The sequence below is a fragment of the Vibrio sp. JC009 genome, assembly GCF_029016485.1.
Lineage (GTDB): Bacteria > Pseudomonadota > Gammaproteobacteria > Enterobacterales > Vibrionaceae > Vibrio.
The window spans coordinates 2,165,906-2,184,701 of sequence record NZ_CP092106.1 but is presented as its reverse complement, the minus strand read 5'-3'; the positions used below and the strand labels follow the sequence as shown (position 1 = coordinate 2,184,701).

The 18,796-nt window shown below is 45.9% G+C and carries 19 protein-coding genes and 1 pseudogene; 8 read left to right on the top strand and 12 right to left on the bottom strand.

Annotated features, from left to right (window positions below; all coding sequences use genetic code 11):
* Window positions 1-20: 20 nt before the first annotated feature.
* On the top strand, window positions 21-908 hold the full coding sequence (locus tag L3Q72_RS09735; protein ID WP_275129754.1) for a zinc ABC transporter substrate-binding protein: 888 nt from the start codon (window positions 21-23) through the stop codon (window positions 906-908).
* 153 nt (window positions 909-1,061) lie between these two features.
* The gene (locus tag L3Q72_RS09730; RefSeq protein ID WP_275129753.1) at window positions 1,062-2,357 is read left to right on the top strand and encodes an AraC family transcriptional regulator; all 1,296 of its coding nucleotides are present in this window, start codon (window positions 1,062-1,064) and stop codon (window positions 2,355-2,357) included.
* 347 nt (window positions 2,358-2,704) lie between these two features.
* Here the strand turns inward: L3Q72_RS09730 and L3Q72_RS09725 are convergent, their stop codons facing one another.
* A complete protein-coding gene (locus tag L3Q72_RS09725) occupies window positions 2,705-3,139 on the bottom strand; it encodes an HIT family protein (protein WP_275129752.1) in 435 nt (144 codons plus the stop codon).
* 119 nt (window positions 3,140-3,258) lie between these two features.
* On the bottom strand, window positions 3,259-4,992 hold the full coding sequence (argS, locus tag L3Q72_RS09720; RefSeq protein WP_275129751.1) for an arginine--tRNA ligase: 1,734 nt from the start codon (window positions 4,990-4,992) through the stop codon (window positions 3,259-3,261).
* Between the two features lie 506 nt (window positions 4,993-5,498).
* Here argS and L3Q72_RS09715 point away from each other — a divergent pair.
* Entirely contained in the window at window positions 5,499-6,095 is a 597-nt protein-coding gene (locus tag L3Q72_RS09715) for a VOC family protein (RefSeq protein WP_275129750.1), read from the top strand.
* 90 nt (window positions 6,096-6,185) lie between these two features.
* Here the strand turns inward: L3Q72_RS09715 and gloA are convergent, their stop codons facing one another.
* Window positions 6,186-6,602 carry a lactoylglutathione lyase gene (gene gloA / locus L3Q72_RS09710; RefSeq protein WP_275129749.1) on the bottom strand — a complete coding sequence of 139 codons (417 nt, stop codon included), beginning with the start codon at window positions 6,600-6,602 and terminating at the stop codon, window positions 6,186-6,188.
* Between the two features lie 171 nt (window positions 6,603-6,773).
* Here gloA and L3Q72_RS09705 point away from each other — a divergent pair, with 171 nt between their 5' ends.
* Window positions 6,774-7,580 carry a transporter substrate-binding domain-containing protein gene (locus tag L3Q72_RS09705; protein ID WP_275129748.1) on the top strand — a complete coding sequence of 269 codons (807 nt, stop codon included), beginning with the start codon at window positions 6,774-6,776 and terminating at the stop codon, window positions 7,578-7,580.
* A gap of 36 nt (window positions 7,581-7,616) precedes the next feature.
* Entirely contained in the window at window positions 7,617-8,591 is a 975-nt protein-coding gene (locus L3Q72_RS09700) for a DctP family TRAP transporter solute-binding subunit (protein ID WP_275129747.1), read from the top strand.
* Window positions 8,592-8,668: 77 nt separating this feature from the next.
* On the opposite strand, the gene L3Q72_RS09695 is transcribed toward L3Q72_RS09700, so the two are convergent.
* From L3Q72_RS09695 to rsxA, 9 genes and pseudogenes are all read right to left on the bottom strand, one after another.
* Window positions 8,669-9,715: a GGDEF domain-containing protein gene (locus tag L3Q72_RS09695; protein WP_275129746.1), complete on the bottom strand. Its 1,047-nt coding sequence runs from the start codon at window positions 9,713-9,715 to the stop codon at window positions 8,669-8,671.
* A 123-nt stretch (window positions 9,716-9,838) separates the two neighbouring features.
* Window positions 9,839-9,943, bottom strand: a pseudogene (locus L3Q72_RS09690) (endonuclease III); the annotation flags it as partial.
* Between the two features lie 441 nt (window positions 9,944-10,384).
* The gene (nth, locus tag L3Q72_RS09685) at window positions 10,385-11,020 is read right to left on the bottom strand and encodes an endonuclease III (protein ID WP_275129745.1); all 636 of its coding nucleotides are present in this window, start codon (window positions 11,018-11,020) and stop codon (window positions 10,385-10,387) included.
* Window positions 11,021-11,060: 40 nt separating this feature from the next.
* Window positions 11,061-11,750 carry an electron transport complex subunit E gene (locus tag L3Q72_RS09680; RefSeq protein ID WP_275129744.1) on the bottom strand — a complete coding sequence of 230 codons (690 nt, stop codon included), beginning with the start codon at window positions 11,748-11,750 and terminating at the stop codon, window positions 11,061-11,063.
* Window positions 11,743-12,378, bottom strand: a complete 636-nt coding sequence (gene rsxG, locus L3Q72_RS09675) for an electron transport complex subunit RsxG (RefSeq protein ID WP_275129743.1) — start codon at window positions 12,376-12,378, stop codon at window positions 11,743-11,745. The genes L3Q72_RS09680 and rsxG overlap by 8 nt, the downstream gene beginning before the upstream one ends.
* A 9-nt stretch (window positions 12,379-12,387) precedes the next feature.
* Window positions 12,388-13,434 (bottom strand): electron transport complex subunit RsxD, encoded by a 1,047-nt coding sequence (gene rsxD / locus L3Q72_RS09670; protein WP_275129742.1) that lies wholly within the window; start codon window positions 13,432-13,434, stop codon window positions 12,388-12,390.
* A complete protein-coding gene (gene rsxC / locus L3Q72_RS09665; protein ID WP_275129741.1) occupies window positions 13,434-15,890 on the bottom strand; it encodes an electron transport complex subunit RsxC in 2,457 nt (818 codons plus the stop codon). Before rsxC ends, rsxD begins: the two co-directional genes overlap by 1 nt.
* 2 nt (window positions 15,891-15,892) lie before the next feature.
* Window positions 15,893-16,477: an electron transport complex subunit RsxB gene (gene rsxB / locus L3Q72_RS09660; protein ID WP_275129740.1), complete on the bottom strand. Its 585-nt coding sequence runs from the start codon at window positions 16,475-16,477 to the stop codon at window positions 15,893-15,895.
* Entirely contained in the window at window positions 16,477-17,058 is a 582-nt protein-coding gene (rsxA, locus tag L3Q72_RS09655) for an electron transport complex subunit RsxA (RefSeq protein WP_275129739.1), read from the bottom strand. Before rsxA ends, rsxB begins: the two co-directional genes overlap by 1 nt.
* A 419-nt stretch (window positions 17,059-17,477) precedes the next feature.
* On the opposite strand from rsxA, the gene L3Q72_RS09650 reads away from it, so the two are divergent.
* The 3 genes from L3Q72_RS09650 (at window position 17,478) to L3Q72_RS09640 (ending at window position 18,794) form a co-directional block, all read left to right on the top strand.
* A complete protein-coding gene (locus L3Q72_RS09650) occupies window positions 17,478-17,795 on the top strand; it encodes a type II toxin-antitoxin system HigB family toxin (protein ID WP_275129738.1) in 318 nt (105 codons plus the stop codon).
* A 3-nt stretch (window positions 17,796-17,798) separates the two neighbouring features.
* A complete protein-coding gene (locus L3Q72_RS09645) occupies window positions 17,799-18,218 on the top strand; it encodes a helix-turn-helix domain-containing protein (RefSeq protein WP_275129737.1) in 420 nt (139 codons plus the stop codon).
* A gap of 129 nt (window positions 18,219-18,347) precedes the next feature.
* Window positions 18,348-18,794 carry a cytidine/deoxycytidylate deaminase family protein gene (locus tag L3Q72_RS09640; protein WP_275129736.1) on the top strand — a complete coding sequence of 149 codons (447 nt, stop codon included), beginning with the start codon at window positions 18,348-18,350 and terminating at the stop codon, window positions 18,792-18,794.
* The last annotated feature ends 2 nt before the right edge of the window (window positions 18,795-18,796 follow it).

The following is an 18,796-nucleotide window of genomic DNA, read 5'->3' as shown; positions in this document are numbered from 1 at the left end:
AAACCACGGAGAGCCGGAAATTGAATAGGCTAGTTCTTCACCTGTTGTTTATTTTAATTTTATCTCCAGCATATGCACTGGCTAAAGATATAAGTATTGTCGCAAGTATTAAACCGCTCCAGTTTATTGCGTATGAAATTACCGATGGTGTCACCACTCCCGACCTACTTGTCGCTTCTACTGCTTCTCCTCATGACTATGCATTGAGGCCTTCAGATGTAAAAAAAATCGCCAGAGCCGATCTGGTTATCTGGTTCGGTCCTGAGCTTGAGCCTTTTATGCAGGGGATCATGAAAGGTAAAAAACAGTCGCTGAGACTGGGTGCTGAAGATTCTCTGTCAGTGCACGAGTATGGAGACGGACATATTGACGATGGCCATAATCATGGTAGCCATGATCCTCACATTTGGCTTGGTCCGCTACAGGCAAGACAGGCTGCAAAGATTATTGCAGACAGGCTTGCGTTAATCGACCCGGAGCATCAGGTGCAGTATCAGTCAAATTTTGCGAAGTTTGAGTCTAATCTGGACTCTGTAACAAGCGAAATCGAAGCGAAACTGGCACCAGTCAGAGATAAAGGTTACTACGTTTTCCATGACGCTTATGGTTATTTTGAAGAGTATTTCTCACTGAATAAGTTAGGGCAGTTTACGGTTTCTCCTGAACGTAAGCCGGGTGCTAAGACGCTGATTAAAATCAAAATGGCCCTGCGTGCGGGAGAGGCGAGCTGTGTATTCTCTGAGCCACAGTTCAAGTCTTCTATTATTGAATCGGTAACAAGAGGCAGTAATGTCGGTCAGGGTGAGCTGGATCCTCTGGGGCTGAATATTAAAGTTCAAAAATCGGCTTATTTCGATTTCCTGAACTCTCTTGCTGATAGTTATACGGAATGCTTGACTGCAAACTAGTGCAACTGTTCTTTTCAGGAAGTGACTTAACCGTACTTCCTGAAATACTGACAAAACTCTTACTATTCGTTACCTTTTAACTCTTTGTTTTAACGCTTCAATCACATAAGTTTGGTGCCCTCCGGTCAGGTTAGTTTTTGGGAGGGAATCACAGTGAACACCAGGCACGCACTTCTTTTTTTTGTCTTATATGCCGATGCTGCTTTTGCATCTGACTCGCGTTTAATTTACTCACACATTCAGCAGTTATCGGATTTCTATTTCTACACTCTGTGTGCTGCGCTTTTACTCTTTTTTCTTGGACTGGTATCGGTTGCAGGAACGGCCTGGTTTTACCGGGCGGCGTCAATTAAATGCAGGTTGTACAGGGACAAACTGCATGACGAAAAAGCAAACTTTTCCCGCCAGGAATTCCTTCTGTCCAGCCACAATTTACTACTAGAGAAAAAATTACGAATAAGGGCGAATTACATCAAAGAGATCTCCAGAAATGTAAAGCGAATGATAGGAAAAAAAACTATCTCTGCCAGTGAGGCGAGTGAAATCCGGACCTATATCTCAGATACCATGGATGTGCTTACCAATGAGAAATCCAACGCTGGAGCTACATGTGACAAACCCTCTTGTGTTTGTATGTACTCACTTATATCTGCGGTGGTCAGTGCCTGGGAAAAGGAGTGCAATGAAGAGGATATAATAATTCGCTTTAAGGCCACCGCTAACCGCTCTTGTATTCCATCGGCAAAACTGATGCTGGATGATATTTTTAACTGCATTCTTGCCAACATACTGTCGTCGGCATACAAAGGACAGTCGTTTCTGATCACAGCAGAGCCGCATATGGGAAGTCTGGTTGTGACCATTACAGAGGATTGTCCTGACAGGAAACACAACGGAAAAGAGCAGGGTATACCGGAGCAGCAACAGACCGCGTTTTCAATCCATGACTTTTCAGGATATACCGAAGAGCTGATAAGAGAGAGTGGAGGTAGCCTGATGACCTATTCCAGAGATAAGCAATATGTCACCTCTATTTCCTGGCCGGAATTTTCGGTAAAACAGTCCGCATTGGATATGCTCAAGGCCGATTGTGATAATCCGGATTGCGAAGACCAGATAGCCAGCCCTGAAACGGATCCCTGGCTACGGGACACGTTTCAGCTTATTGAAGAGAAGTTTGCTGATCCCGATTTTAGTATGTCGGTTGCTGCGGCTTGCTTGTATATGTCGGAGAGAAGTCTGCAACGCAAATTTAAAAAGCTGGCAGGCAAAACCTTTACGGAATACTTAATTGAAGTTCGTTTAGAACATGCAAGATTGTGTCTGTTAAAAGGGGAGAAAGTTTCAGAGGCTGCTTTGGTATCGGGATTCAGTGACCCTTCCTATTTCAGCAGAAGATTCAGGTTAAGGTATGGTATGCCACCTTCACAGGTTAACACTCCACAATAACAGCAAAAAAAAACGTGATATGGCCGGGGGACCATATCACGGGTGTCAAAGACACCTTCGCTTGCTGCCGGAATGATACAGCCAGGAAGGCCATATCATTTCTGGAATTCAGTGAGGAAGGGTTGCTTCTCTCTAGGCATGTAACTTTACTTATATGCATCGGGTGTCTCTAGAATATAAGCGCCAATTTAGGGTGACTATTACGCCAAATTGCATGTGTCCACTGTAAGCAGATAATTCGGCGCTGTATTTGTACTGTGGGTGAAGGTTTGTTTTGACGTTTTTAACGGGGAGTTTGTGTGTATTAGGGGAGGCTCCCTCAGTGGTGTGAGGGAGAGGAGTTATAACTAATTTTGTGGAAGCTGAAAAGAAGGATCTCTGCTGAGTTCTTTTCTGATTTTATCAGCCAGCGCCTGCTGTTCATCCTGTGATCTTGTCACTCCCGCAGTATTACCCCACACAGGGCCGGGCCAGGCTGCGTCGGAGATGAACCTGGCGATATGGTGGATATGCAGTTGCGAAACCATATTGCCCAGAGCACCCAGGTTTATTTTGTCCGGTTTAAATAACGCTTCCAGCGTTTGACTAATCAGCTGGCTTTCAAATAAAAACTGCTGCTGTTTATCCATCGGCAGATGATGAAGCTCTCTTAGTCCGTCTACTTTTGGTACTAAAATAATCCAGGGCACACAGTTATCTTTTGCTAACAGAACAGTGCAGAGAGGGAGCTCTCCCAGTTTCGTTGTGTCATTTTCCAACCTTGGATGCAGGGTAAAAGCCATATTTTTTCCTTATTTTAATGTTTATACCAGGCAATCAAACCAGTATATAAAAAAAGCATCCCCGAAAGGATGCTTTTTACTGAAAATTGAGCTTTTAAACTTAATTGCCGGGATTGGTATTACATACGTTCCAGAGTATTAATACCCAGAAGCGACAGACCCTGCTTGATGGTTTTCGCAGTCAGCGCTGCCAGTTTCAGGCGGCTCTGCTTAACTTTCTCATCTTCTGCAACAAGAATCGGACACGCTTCGTAGAAGCTTGAGAACTGACCAGCCAGCTCGAACAGATAACCACACATGATGTGAGGCTGACCTTCACGGGCAACGGCCTGAACGGCTTCTTCAAACTGAAGCAGTTTAGCGATAAGCGCCTTCTCTTTCTCATCAGTGATCTGAATGCTACCTTGCAGCTCATCCATTGAGATGCCTGCTTTGGCAAATACTGACGCTACACGAGTGTACGCATACTGCATGTATGGCGCGGTATTACCTTCAAAGGCAAGCATGTTGTCCCAGTCGAAGATGTAATCTGTAGTACGGTGCTTAGAAAGGTCTGAGTACTTAACAGCAGCCATTGCAACGGTATTCGCAATGCTTGCTTTTTCTTCGTCAGAGAACTCTGGGTTCTTAGTTTCAATAAGCTTAAGTGCGCGATCCTGAGCTTCATCCAGAAGATCAGCAAGGCGAACTGTACCACCTGCACGGGTTTTGAACGGACGGCCATCTTTACCCAGCATCATGCCGAATGCGTGGTGCTCAAGAGAAACCTCTTCAGGCACGTAACCTGCTTTGCGAACGATAGTCCACGCCTGCATCAGGTGCTGGTGCTGACGAGAGTCGATAAAGTAAAGCACACGGTCTGCGCCCAGTTCTTCATAACGGTACTTCGCACAAGCGATATCAGTTGTGGTGTACAGGAAGCCGCCATCACGCTTCTGGATGATGACACCCATAGGTTCGCCATCTTTGTTTTTGTATTCATCAAGGAATACAACCTGAGCACCGTCATCTTCCTGAGCCAGGCCTTTTTCATTAAGATCAGCAACAATGCCAGGAAGCATGTGGTTGTACATGCTTTCACCCATAACATCATCACGGGTAAGAGATACGCTCAGGCGATCGTAGTTGCGCTGGTTTTGAACCATGGTGATATCAACCAGCTTCTTCCACATCTCTGCACAGAACTCATCACCGCTCTGAAGCTTAACTACGTAGTTACGTGCGCGTTCTGCGAAGGCTTCATCTTCGTCATAAAGCTTTTTAGACTCACGATAGAAGGCTTCCAGATCAGAAAGCTCCATGGAAACTTCGCCGGACTCTTGCTGAACTCTTTCAAGGTTTGCGATAAGCATACCGAACTGAGTACCCCAGTCACCGATGTGGTTTGCACGGATAACTTTGTGGCCAAGGAATTCAAGGGTACGAACGACAGCATCACCGATGATGGTTGAGCGAAGGTGACCAACGTGCATCTCTTTTGCAACGTTTGGTGCTGAGTAGTCAGCAACAATAGTTTTTGTCTCTTCTTTTGCTACACCAAGTCTTTCGTCCGACAGGGCTGTTTCTGCTTCATTTGCCAGAAACTCTTCGCTCAGGAAAATATTGATAAAGCCCGGGCCTGCAATTTCAGTCTTGCTGGCGATACCTTCAAGATCTAAAACATCCAGCACTTTCTGTGCAAATTCTCTTGGGTTGGTGCCAAGTTTTTTAGCTACACCCATAACGCCATTTGCCTGGTAATCACCAAATTGTGGTTTTGCAGATTGACGTACAGCGGCAGGACTTCCGGCTGGTGCGCCTGCGGCTTCTAGTGCCTGAGATACTTTGTCATTGATCAGTGCTTGGATATTCACTCGTCTTTCCTTCCAATTCTTAGAATTGTATAGCTATGCAGTCAAAAACCGGGTAAAACCCATGATTATGCATGCTAAGTAATAATTTTGTTCGAAAAATGGGGCTAATGATACCAATTTCCAATCCGGTCTAACAGATGGGGAAAACGAAATTTTCTACTTTTTTATCAGTTGTTGGTATTATTTGGCAGGCTGACTCTTATACACAAGTTTAAGGAGCCAAAGAACGCTCCTCCCCTTAGCCTCGAAAAGCCGGATTTTCGAAGAAGTAACATCGAAGGGGAGGCTGGGAGGGGTTGTTTCTCATGGGTTTGAGTTTTGGTAGTTTAACCATGCATAGCATAACCAACCCCCTCTAACTCCCCCTTCTATTAGCTTTATCAACCAGTTAGGCTTTTTCACTCAAGGGGGAGAACCGTTCTCTGGTCACTTTAATATTTGTGTATAAGAGTCAGGCTTACAGGTTACGGATCGCTTTGTATGCAAATTCTTATGAAAGGTAGAAAATGAAAGACGTATTGTTGGGGGCGGGGTTGCTTCCGGAACAGATGTTGGATGGTTTGGACGGTTTTAGTCAGAAAATCGCTGAGCTGGCTGATGAGATTGGATTGTGTGTTGAGGATTTTACTCCGGATCATATCGCTCTTCGAATAAATGATAAGGTTGTCGCACAGGCTGCTCATAGAGCCTGGGCCTCGTATGGGGATGAGATTTCCAGTGCCATGATTAATGGCAGACCTATAATAGTTATCTGTTTTGATAAGCCTCCGGTGATGTTTGGTAAAGAAGTCGAATGCCTTGAACTTCCATACCCGGCCGAGGGTAAAAGTTACCCGCAGGAAGGCTGGGAGCATGTGGAATTTATTATTCCATCCCAGGCCACAACAGCCGATGAATACTTAAATGACCTGAAGGAAAGATTCCCGCAGCTGGCAGAAAACTGGTCTCAGCTAAGCGGAAAGGGAATTAAAACCAAACTGTCCAGCCCGAAAGGCGAAGGGGAGCGGCTGGCAAACCCTACTGTTGCGTTTAAGAAGGGTGGGGTTTGTATAAAATTACATCCGTGGTCTTTAAAACAGGTAGTGGAATCGGAAAGAGAGTAACATTGGGGCTATGGGGCTATGGGGCTATGGGGCTTTTCCCTATCGCCTTATTGCCTTCAAGGGCGAAGCCCGCCCCCATAGCCCGGATCTTTACCCCTCTAATCCAGCGCTCGCAGCCTTATTCTGAATCAACTCAATCATATATCCGTCCGGATCTTTCACAAACGCGATTTGAGTTGTGCCGCCTTTAACCGGTCCCGGCTCGCGGGTTACGTTTCCGCCGGCTGCCTTAATGGCATCGCAGGTTGCATAGATATCATCAAAGCCAAGTGCAATGTGACCAAATGCAGAGCCCATTTCGTACTCTGATGTTCCCCAGTTGTAGGTCAGTTCGATTACTGCACCTTCAGATTCATCACCAAAGCCAAGAAAAGCAAGTGTGTACTTATACTCTTTATTTTCGTTGGTTCTCAGAAGCTTCATTCCCAGAACCTTTGTATAGAACTCAATAGACTTATCCAGATCACCCACGCGCAGCATGGTGTGCAGAACACGACCGTCAGACATTGTTTTTTCTCCCAGTTTTCATTTTTGAGGAATCATGGTCTTTGGGTTTAGGTAAAAAGTCAACAAGATTAAGGTGTCTGATCCGACAGGTCATATCCTGGGTTTTGGGCTATATTTCTATTAGTAAACAATAAGAAGTCAGTTGGATATATCAGTTTATTTGGTAGGGGTATGGAGCGGATTATCGTTAGATACTATAAAAAGGCCTGCGCAGGTGTTGCTCTGGTTATTTTCTGCTTGTCTGCAATGCAAATACAAGCAGAAGAGAACATCAATATTGCGGTGGGCGAATTTCCCCCATATTGTACGGAGCGCTTTGAAAGTGGCGGGCCACTTTTGCAGCTGGTCTCCGAGGCTTATGCTGCAGCCGGGGTAAAGGTGAATTTTGGCTTTTTCCCCTGGCTGAGGGCTTATGAGTACGCAAAAGATGGCAAGGATCACAGAGGCAAAGTCTGGCATGGAACGATTCCCTGGAATTACTCCACCGAAAGAGCCGAGGATTTTAAGTTCAGCGACAATCTGATCTATGACTATGTGGTGTTCTTCTATCTGAAATCAAAACCGTTTAAATGGGAGTCTATTGATGACCTGAAAGGGCGGAATGTTGGTTTGGCGGTTGAGTCCTACTATCCACTGATTGCGAATGCGGCAGAGGATAAGTTGCTCACCACAGAAAGAGTTGGCAATTATGACCGGCTCTTAAACAGGCTTAAGCATGAGCGGGTGGATGTAATTCCAATATCGAAACGCGTTGGATTGTATTACATGAATAATGAGCTGGACCGGAGTACCAAAAACTCCATCAGTTTTGCTCAGAAACACTTTGAGATACGTTACTTTCATCTGCTTATCTCCAGAAACGTACAGGAGAGTGATCACTTACTGGACAAGTTTAATCAGGGATTAAGGATGATTAAGCATAGCGGGCGCTATGGAGAAATAGTCTCCTCCCTTAACCAGTACACTCAAGAAAAATAAGAGATTGCCAGGATGATATATCCATGGAGGTCGGTGATGAGAAGATCTATTCAAATTTTATTAGTAACTGCTGCTTTGTTGTTTTACTCCTTCGGTGCATCGGCATTGACGCTGAGATTCGCTCACTCTACATCTCATGACTCTTTGCAACAGGAGATGGCGCTTCACTTTAAGGCGCAACTGGAGCAGCGTACTTCGGGTGATATCCGGGTCGAAATATTTCCCATGGGTCAGTTGGGTACGGATCAGCAACTTTTGCAGGGCGCTAAAAGCGGGACTATCGACATAGTTTTGATGGGGGCGAACAACTATTCGGGTGAGCTGCCAGAGATTGCCGTATTTACCCTTCCTTTTATATTCGGGGATAGAGAAGCGGCTTACCGGGTGCTGGACGGTGAAGTGGGAAACGCATTTCTTTCCATGATGGAGAAGTTCGGGGTTAAAGGACTTGGTTATCCGGAAAATGGTTTTCGCAACATGACCAATAACAGAAAACCAATAAAAATGCCGGCTGATGTTTCAGGGCTCAACATGCGGGTAAATAATTCTAAAGTGCTGGCTGAAATGTTCAGGATGCTTGGGGCTACACCTCATGAGATCCCGGTCGCCGAACTCTATGCTGCTTTTGATATGGGACTGGTAAACGCTCAGGACCATCCGGTGGGGGTTGTGGTTTCGCAGCAATACTACTTTGTGCAACGCTACCTGAGTATGACGCAGCATGCTTATTCACCACTTGTGCTTTCCATGAGCATGAAAAGCTATATGAAGCTGTCTGAACAACAGCGGACCATAGTTGAAGAAGTCGCTAAAAGCTCAGTTGATATGCAGCGTGAGCTTAGTGCTACAAAAGAAAGCGGTCTGTTAGAAGAGCTGGAACAAAACGGAATGATCATTAACCACGATGTGGACAGCGCAACCTTCCAGGAAGAAGTTAAGCCTGTTTGGGATTCATTTATTGAAAAGCATGGTGAGGAGTGGACAAGTAAAATCCAGGATGCGCTTAAGTAAATCTTTATATTATGCAAGGGCACCTTTTTGGTGCCCTTATACTGAGTGAGAGTATTTCCTTTTTTTCCAAAAAGCGGTTAAGTCACTTTTCCTCGGTAATACTCAGGTACGACCTGGTTGCGGCCTTTTAGTTTTGCTTTATAGAGGGCATCGTCGGCTGTTTTATGTATCGCGTCCAGAGATTTGACTTCATTTGGCTGAAGGATACACATGCCAATCGAGATGGTTACATAGCTATTGACAGGATTTGCTTTGTGCTCAAGGTGAAGCTCCTCGATATTCATGCGCAGCTGTTCCATCTGCTTGATAGCACTTGCTTCTGTCTCTGCGTGAAAAATTACAGCGAACTCTTCACCTCCGAGTCTAAAAACATAATCGTCCGCGCGTAGCATTGTCCGTTTAAATTCATTTGCGACCTGTATCAAGATATCATCTCCGGCCAAATGGCCGTATGTGTCGTTATATAGCTTAAAAAAGTCTATATCTATCATAGCGAAAGCAAAAAGCTTTCTGTTTCGTTTGGCCAGAGACTGCTGCCTGATAAAGATTTCGTCAAAGGATCTTCGGTTATAGAGGTTGGTTAAAGTGTCTGTGTTTGTGAGGCTTTTCAACTTTTCTACGTTCACATACTTGGCGTACTCGTAAGCATAGGCGATGAAGGAAAGGATGACAGAAACAGCAACAAACCGAATATATGATTTTAAAGAGATGGTTTCGTCCACAAGCCCGTAGGTTGTGAGGAAGGCGACAAGCAGGAAGATGATTAGGCCGATAAGCCCTTCTTTGTGCCCAAAGGTGACCATCAGATAAAAAATACCTATAAATATCCAAAGATAAACACTGTCCCTTCCTGCTGAGGTATAAATCAGAATATTGATACCGATAAGCATCGTGGTAAGCGCTATCTTAGACTTAAAATAGATGTCTTTATTGCGAAAAACGACCATTGAGGCGGTGAGGGTAAGGAAAAGCGTAGAGTTGGTATAGAAAGAGACGCTATCGTAAATGATAAAGTGGATAATGCTGAAAGATCCCGCAACAACAAAAGCGGTCAGAATTGTTAATTTGGCTCCCGTGAGTTCCAGAGAGTCATTTTTGATATTGGGAATTATATGTTTTAGCATTAAGTACCCAGTTAATTGAGTTATTCTAAATTGGGAAACCGTCGCTAACGGTACACTACTTTAATGATAGAACATTGCTTTTAGCTATCAAAGTTCAGCCGCATATACCGTTCCAAAATAGTCTCACCTAATCGATGGTTTTTCTTTGTACTCGCAGAGGTCTTCTATTAGACACGAACCACATCGAGGTTTTCTAGCAATACAGGCATAACGCCCGTGAACGAAAATGGACAAAAACGAGCGCTGCCATTTGAAATAGCACGCTTTCGTTATGCAATAAAAACGTCAAATTACTCACCAGGCCCTCGTTCCCACGCTCCAGCGTGGGAATGCATACCGCGGCTGAAGGCGTCCACGTAATGCACTAAAAGCAAAGAAAATAAGCCCAGTAACAGTTTATACTCCGGCTGGTGACTTTGAGTCTGATATGCATTCCCACGGAGGACCATGGGAACGAGACTTCTGCATAACTATGCGATTTTTAATCTAATGCTTCAAGCCCTCAAATTACTTATATTTGGGAGAAAGCTTTCACCGTGTTTTAGCTTCCGTTCGTGCAGATAGTGCCGATAAGTTAGGGGCACTATCTATCGGCTGAGAATCGATTTGCCGGTGCAGAGTTATGTGAGGAGCACAAAGGGCAGGTAACCCGCCCTGAAACATTATTCCTTAATCATTGATCTTGTCTTTGAACTCGCATAGGTCTTCTATTAGACACGAACCACATCGAGGCTTTCTAGCTATACAGGTATAGCGGCCATGAAGGATCAGCCAGTGGTGTACATCCAGCTTAAACTCTTTAGGTACAACCTTAAGCAACTTCTGCTCAACAGCATCCACATCTTTTCCCATTGCGAACTTAGTCCGGTTGGAGACACGGAAGATATGCGTATCCACCGCAATTGTTGGCCAGCCAAATGCGGTATTTAAAACTACGTTTGCTGTTTTACGCCCCACACCGGGTAACGCTTCCAGTGCTTCGCGGTTTTCAGGGACTTCGCTGTTGTGCTTATCGATCAGAATACGGCAGGTTTTGATAACGTTTTCTGCCTTTGAGTTAAATAACCCGATGGTTTTGATGTACTCTTTTACGCCGTCTACTCCCAACTCCAGCAGGCCCTCGGGCGTATTGGCAACGGGGTAGAGTTTATCGGTGGCTTTATTGACACTGACATCTGTTGCCTGCGCTGAAAGCAGTACTGCAATCAGTAGTTCAAACGGTGTGTTCCAGTTGAGCTCAGTCTGCGGGTTGGGATTCTCATCCCTTAGCCGCTTTAATATTTCCAGTCGTTTATCTTTGTTCATGTTGAGGCTGTTTACTTTTTTATATATTAAGTTTGAGCCTTTAGTCTGTCACACGTGCTCGCTCAATAACAGACTTAACTTCTTTAGGTTTTCTGTTTTTCAACTGTGTATCAATAACGTTTTTCAGTGCGACCAACATACCTACACCGATAAAAGCACCCGGAGGCAAAAGCGCCAGAAGGAAGTTACTGTTTATTTCGAAAACTTCGATTCTAAGTGAAGCCGCCCAGTCCCCCAGAAGCAGATCTGCACCATCAAATAGGGTGCCATTACCAAGAATCTCACGCATAGAACCAAGTACAACAAGAACAGAAGTCATACCCAGCCCCATCCAGAGACCGTCTAAAACAGCAGGTAAAGGCTCATTACTGGCTGCGAACGCTTCTGCCCGGCCGATAATGATACAGTTGGTTACGATCAGCGGGATAAAAATACCCAGAGACAGATACAGGCCATAAGCGTAAGCATTCATCAGCAACTGAACACAGGTCACCAGTGCGGCAATGATCATAACAAATACCGGAAGGCGAACCTCTTTAGGCACATAATCACGTACCAGAGAGACAGTCAGGTTGGAAAAAACCAGAACCAGCGTGGTTGCAATGCCCAGACCCAGTGCGTTAGTAATGGTTGAAGATACCGCGAGCAGGGGACACAGGCCCAGCAACTGAACCAGTGCCGGGTTATTTGCCCACAGCCCGTTGGTCATAAGTTCTTTATTATCAGTCATCTTTTTCTCCACAGTTTAGTGGCTGTGAAAACAGGGTGCTCTGGTTCTGTTTGTAGAACGTCACGCTATTTTTCACCGCTTTAACCACAGCTCGTGGTGTAATTGTGGCGCCGGTGAACTGGTCAAACTGTCCGCCGTCTTTTTTCACCTTCCAGTCATCCCGGTTTTCCGCTGTTACCGTTTTCCCGTTAAAACCCAAAATCCAGTCTGTTACCCGGATATCTATTTTGTCGCCCAGCCCCGGTGTCTCATTGTGAGCCAGAACCCGCGAGCCGGTGACTGTGCCATTAATGTCCATACCGACAATGATTTTAATTGAGCCGTTATAGCCGTCGGGGGCAATGGCCTCAACTGCTGCGCCGCTTGGCTGTCCGTTAATTTTAGCAATATAAACAGGCATGGACTCGGCAGTGCCCAGTAAATCAGAGCGAACCAGAGTACATTCCTGGTGCAGCGCATTATCGTGCAGCTCATGCGGGATCACCTGATTAAGCTGAGTGATCAGCTGCTTTCTTTCCTGCTCGGCGATCTTATCTGCGGTTAAGTAATTGGTTACAGCCACCAATCCTGTGGAAGCACAGGCAAACAGGGCTAGCGTTGTACCGTTTTTTCTTATTGCGGTTAACATAATTCTTCTCTAGTGCCCGTATGTTTTTGGTTTTGTGTAGTGGTCAATCAGGGGTACTGTCATATTTGCCAGCAGAACAGAAAATGCCACACCATCAGGGAAACCGCCCCATGAACGGATAATAAATACCAGCACACCAATCATAGCGCCAAAGATTAACCTGCCTTTCACTGTGGTTGATGCGGTTACCGGATCGGTTGCGATGAAAAACGCGCCCAGCATGGTTGCACCGGAAAACAGGTGGAAAATGGGTGATGCGGTTTCTCCCGGCAGAGCAAAGTAGAAAAGCGTGCTCGAAACAATCAGACCGACAAGCATACCAGCAGGAATGTACCACTGAATAATCCGCATCTTAATCAGAAGAATGCCACCGGCAAGATAGGCCAGGTTTACCATATCCCAGCCTTTACCTGAAAGCAGGGAGAACTGAGGTTCACTGAATACTTCAGCGGCAGGCAGCCCTTGTCCCAGACCTGTTTTCAGAGCATCAAGCGGCGTTGCCATTGTAATACCGTCAATACCGGCTCTTACTTGTTGCAGAGAGAAGCCATCATCATCAAAACCGGTAAATATCAGCTTCCAAGCATCATATAAACCAATATCCGACGGGTTGATTCCGTTAGGGGAGATCCAACTGGTCATCTGAACCGGAAACGAGATCAGCAACACGACGTAGGCGACCATTGCCGGGTTAAACGGGTTTTGTCCCAGACCACCGTACAAGTGCTTGGCAATCACAACAGCAAAGACCAGGCCGATAACCATGATCCACCATGGTGAAAGGGGGGGGATTGCCACAGCCAGCAGTATTGCGGTGACGATAATACTGAAGTCGCGTAGCGCTCCCACAGGAGAGCGTTTACGTAGAAGCATCACAAGGCTTTCAAGGCAAAGTGCAGCAACAACGGCTAACAACAGCTGGATAAGCACGCCCCAGCCGAACATATAGGACTGAACAGCGATGCCGGGTATTGCAGCCAGTGCAACCCACTTCATCAGGTCTGCGGTACTTTTTTTATTACGCGCATGTGGAGAGCTGGCGATGTAAAAGGCCACTAGTTATTCTCCTCGAGATCTTGTTTATTCTTCTGAGCTGCTTTTTTAGCTTTAGCTCGTGCGATAGCAGCGGCAACAGCAGCTTTCTTTTTGTCTTCAGGGCTTTCCGCATTGTCTGCTTCAGGTGCAGGTTCAGCTGGTTTTTCCTCAACCTGAGCCTGTTTTTTGGCTTTAGCTCTGGCGATAGCGGCGGCGACGGCAGCTTTCTTTTTGTCTTCAGGACTTTCAGCATTGTCTGCTTCAGGTGCAGGTTCAGCTGGTTTTTCCTCAGCTTGAGCCTGTTTCTTGGCTTTAGCTCTGGCGATAGCGGCAGCGACGGCAGCTTTCTTTTTATCTTCAGGGCTTTCAGCGTTGCCTGTTTCAGGTGCAGGTTCAGCTGGTTTTTCCTCAACCTGAGTCTGTTTTTTGGCTTTAGCTCGTGCGATAGCGGCAGCGACGGCAGCTTTCTTTTTATCTTCAGGGCTTTCAGCGTTGCCTGTTTCAGGTGCAGGTTCAGCTGGTTTTTCTTCAACCTGAGCTTGTTTCTTGGCTTTAGCTCTGGCAATAGCAGCGGCAACTGCGGCTTTTTTACTATCGGCAGGCGTATCTGCTGAATCGGCTTCAGACACAGGTACAACAGGCTTGTCTTCGGCCTGAGTTTGTTTCTTAGCTTTAGCTCTGGCGATAGCGGCAGCAACTGCAGCCTTCTTGTCATCAGAAGAAGCTGTTTCAGTTGTCTGGTTCTCAGAAGACTCAACTTTTGCGGCTTTGCGCTCTCTCGCCTGACGCTTTCTCTCTTCTCTGAGTTTGCTCATTTCAGAGTTATCCGGCTCATCATTGCCTGATTTAGCGGCTTCCGCCTGTTTCGCTTTTGCTCTGGCAATGGCTGCGGCTACGGCTGGTTTTGGCCCTTCTGTTTCGGGTTTTACTTCCGCTTTTTGAGCCTTAACTCGTGCAATAGCCGCTGCAATGGCGTCATCGTCACCGGACTTAGCCATAGAAGAGCGGCGATCATCCGCTGCTTTTTTGAATTTGTTTTCTCTTTCTGCTTTTTCCCGCGCCAGACGGGCTTTTTTGTCTTCGAAGCGCTGCTTGGCTCTTTCTGCTGCCGCAGCTTCCTCTTTTGCAGTGCGGATTTCTGCTTTGGAGCGGCGATAGTAGTGTACCAGCGGGATATTACTCGGGCATACATAGGCACAGGAGCCGCACTCAACGCAGTCTGAGATATTCAGCTCTTCACACTTTTCGTAATCTTTATCCTTGCTGTACCAGAACATCTGCTGCGGCAGCAGGGATACCGGACAGGCTTCAGCACACTGACCACAACGAATACAGGCCATTTCAGCGCTTGCCGGTGGCAGTTCTGCTTTTGTCGGAGCCAGAATACAGTTTGAGGTTTTTGTTACCGGCACTTCTGGCGTCGGCAGAGTAAAGCCCATCATAGGGCCACCCATAATCAGGCGAGGGTGCTTTTTCTGTATGTGATAGTTAAATTCACCGAGCAGTGCCTGAACCGGAGTTCCCAGTCGAACCCATACATTACGGGGCTGGCGGAACGCGCCACCGGTAAGGGTCACAATGCGCTCTATCATCGGCTCATGGTTTACAACAGCGCGTTTGATAGCGTAAAGAGTACCGACGTTTTGTACCAGCATACCGATATCGGCAGGAATACCGCCCTTCGGTACTTCTTTATTTGTCAGTACTTTGATTAACTGCTTTTCACCACCGGAAGGATACTTGGTAGGTATAGCCCGGATAACAATGTTGTTTTTGTTGATTGCAGCAGATTCCAGAGCGGCAATCGCATCTGGTTTGTTATCTTCAATGCCGATAATGACCAGCTTTGGCTTTAAGATATGCTCAAGAATTTCAATGCCCAGAATCAGCTCTTCTGCATGCTCACGCATTAGCATGTCGTCGGCGGTGATATAGGGTTCACATTCGGCAGCATTGATGATCAGAATATCTGCAACCCCGACTCCGGACTGAATTTTACGGGCGGTAGGAAAACCGGCTCCCCCCATACCGGCGACACCGGCATGGCGAATAATTTCAATGAGTTCGTCAGGAGAGCACGAACGGAATTCACGCGGCTCAGCTTTTTCAATATCATCCAGCCACAGATCTTCGCCATCGGGCTTAAGTACGATACAGGGCTCTTTCAGGCCGGAAGGGTGGGTGACTACCCTTGGTTCGATAGCGGTAATTGTGCCTGAAGTGGGCGCATGTACCGGCAGCATAAAACTGGCAGTAAACCGGGTAAGCTCCTGCCCTTTTTTAACCTTATCGCCAACTTTGACCTGCAGATCGCCGGGACGGCCGATATGCTGCTTTAATGGCAGGATAAGCTCATCAGGAATACCGGCTTTAACGGTTTTGCTTCGTGTGGACTGTTCTTTATTTTCCGGCGGATGGATACCACCATGAAAATCCCACAGAGAGCCGTGACGAATTTGTTCGATTAACGATGGCATGCTCATTCTTCTATTACCGCCTCTCTGTTTTGTGAGTCAGTAATATCCACAACAGGAATGGATTCCAACTTCCATTTCCAGTTGGCGGTGGTTGCTTCTACTTCTATCATTTCAATACAATCGGTTGGGCATGGGGCAACGCATAATTCGCAGCCGGTACACTCTGCTTTTATCACGGTATGAAGTGCCTTGGTTCCGCCGACAATGGCATCAACAGGGCAGGCCTGGACACATTTGGTACAGCCGATACACATGTCTTCATGAATAAATGCGACCATTTTAACGGGCTCTTCCGTGGCATCGGCAGCTTCCGGTTCTACTCCCATAAGATCTGCGATTTTCTCGATGGTCGCTTGTCCGCCCGGGGCACATTTAGTGATGCTGTCACCGTTGGCGATGGCTTCTGCATAGGGGCGACAGCCCGGATAACCACACTGACCGCACTGGGTCTGGGGAAGAAGCTCATCGATTTTATCTACAATGGGGTCAGCCTGAATTTTAAAGCGAACAGAGGCAAAACCAAGCAGGGCACCAAAAACAGCGGCTAATACCGAGATAGCCAGGATAGCAATCAGGATCACATTCATCAGAGTTTCACCAATCCGGTAAAGCCCATAAAGGCCAGCGACATAAGCCCGGCGGTAATCATCGCAATGGATGCGCCTCTGAACGGAACAGGAACATCAGCTGCCGCAATGCGCTCCCGGATAGACGCAAACAGAATAAGGACAACAGAGAAACCCACCGCAGCGCCAAAGCCATAGATAATGGACTCAATAAAGTTGTGGTTTTCGTTCACATTCAATAGTGCCACACCCAACACGGCGCAGTTAGTGGTGATAAGTGGTAAAAAGATACCCAGCAAGCGGTACAGAGTTGGGCTGGTTTTATGCACCACCATCTCAGTAAACTGAACAACCACAGCAATCACCAGAATAAAGCTCATGGTTCTCAGGTAGCCGATACCCAGCGGAGCCAGAATATAGTTCTCGACCAGATAGGCGCAAACCGACGCCAGCGTCAGAACAAATGTGGTTGCCAGACTCATGCCAATGGCGGTTTCCAGTTTTTTGGAAACCCCCATAAACGGACAGAGTCCTAAAAATTTTACAAGTACAAAGTTGTTAACCAGCACAGTGCCGACCAGCAACAGCAAATATTCGGTCATGGTGATATGTATAAGGGAATTTTGATCCGTGTATTATCCGGTTTTCGGTTGCGAATAACAACCGAACGTCTGTGGGATTTTTACTTATGTGTTGAAAAAATAGTCAGAATTTTCGGGTTTTATGATCCCAATAACGTTAGTGGTTTTGTTGTTGAGAATTAATGCTATTTGTGTACAGCGTTAACAGCTAAGTGTCTAATACTTATGGGGTAGTAGGTCACCTGCAAATCGCAATGTTACGGTGTTAACAAACGACTCCTCGCAAATAGAAATCGCATTCTGACTAATTGTTAGTGAGCAAAATCGCTGTTCATTATCATAAGTCTGGAAGTAGCTTAAGAGAATTTGCCGCGTTCACGTATTGTGAACGCAGCAAGGGTTGGCTATAATGTTCACATAATGTAAACGCGAGTGATAAAATGCATGTTATAAGAAGAGAACCATTTGAGACAGCAAAAGCGCTTTACCCTAACTGCGCTGATGCTTTGGATGCAACTTATAAGGCTTTAGAAAAATCAACAGCACAGACACCAGAAGAGTTAAAAGGATTATTTCCCTCTCTGGATAACTTTAAGTATGTACCTAAATGGTATGTGATAGATATAGGCGGGAACTCACTGAGGCTTATTGCCTTTATTGAGTTTCATGGTAGCAAGTGCTTTGTAAAACACATTGTTACTCATGCAGAATATGATCGTATAACAGAAGGTTACAGGTCGAAAAAGATAAAGAGGTAAGTCATGATAAATATTCAAGATTTACAGCAAACAGTACAGCAGATAGAAAAAAACATGCCTTGGCTAAGAGGCATTTCTAATCAGGCAGAATATGAACAACTGATTGAGCTAATGAACGAATTGGTTGAGGACTATGACGCAAATCAGACTCTGATTGACCTGATGTTTCCGGTTATTCATGAATATGAGTCTAAGTCTGAACAGTTTAGTGAATTTAACAAAGCCATCAGTGAGCTAAATTCTGGTGTTGCAGTTTTACGGGTTATTATTGACCAATACAACTTAACTTTAAGCGATTTTCAAAATGAGATTGGTGCTAAGTCAACGGTATCAATGATACTGAGCGGTAAACGTTCCCTGACCTTGGCGCATATCAGGGCTTTGTCGGAGCGCTTTAATATACCGCCCCAAATGTTTATTTAAGTTTGGTTGAAAAACCTACCATATGAGCGGCGAAAATCTGCTTAATTTCAGTCTATCTCAGGTTGAAGGTAAGAGCAGTTTTCCTGTAGAGTGCCCCTAGAATAACAATTGCAGGTTAGGGAGGATATTGTGATTTCTAAATGGGCTAAGCGCTTTTTCCAGATGTCTGAGCTGGTTGGAAGCTGGAGTAAAGATCCATCGACGCAAGTGGGTGCGGTGATAACGAAACACAACCGTATCGTTTCTGTTGGCTTTAATGGATATCCACATGGTGTTTCTGATAGCGCGGATACGGATGAAAGGGATATCAAATACTTAAAGACATTGCACGCGGAAGAAAATGCAATCTTGTTTGCAAAGCGTGACTTATCCGGTTGCGATATCTGGGTCACACATTTTCCATGCCCGAACTGTGCCGCTAAAATTATCCAGACCGGCATTACATCGGTAAATTGTCCGGAACAGAGCGAAGATTTTCTTTCTCGCTGGGGCGACAAGATTACCATCTCTGCGGAAATGTTTGAGGAAGCCGGCGTAAAAATAAACTGGCTTCCTTTGGATGAGCTTCGGGACTAGGT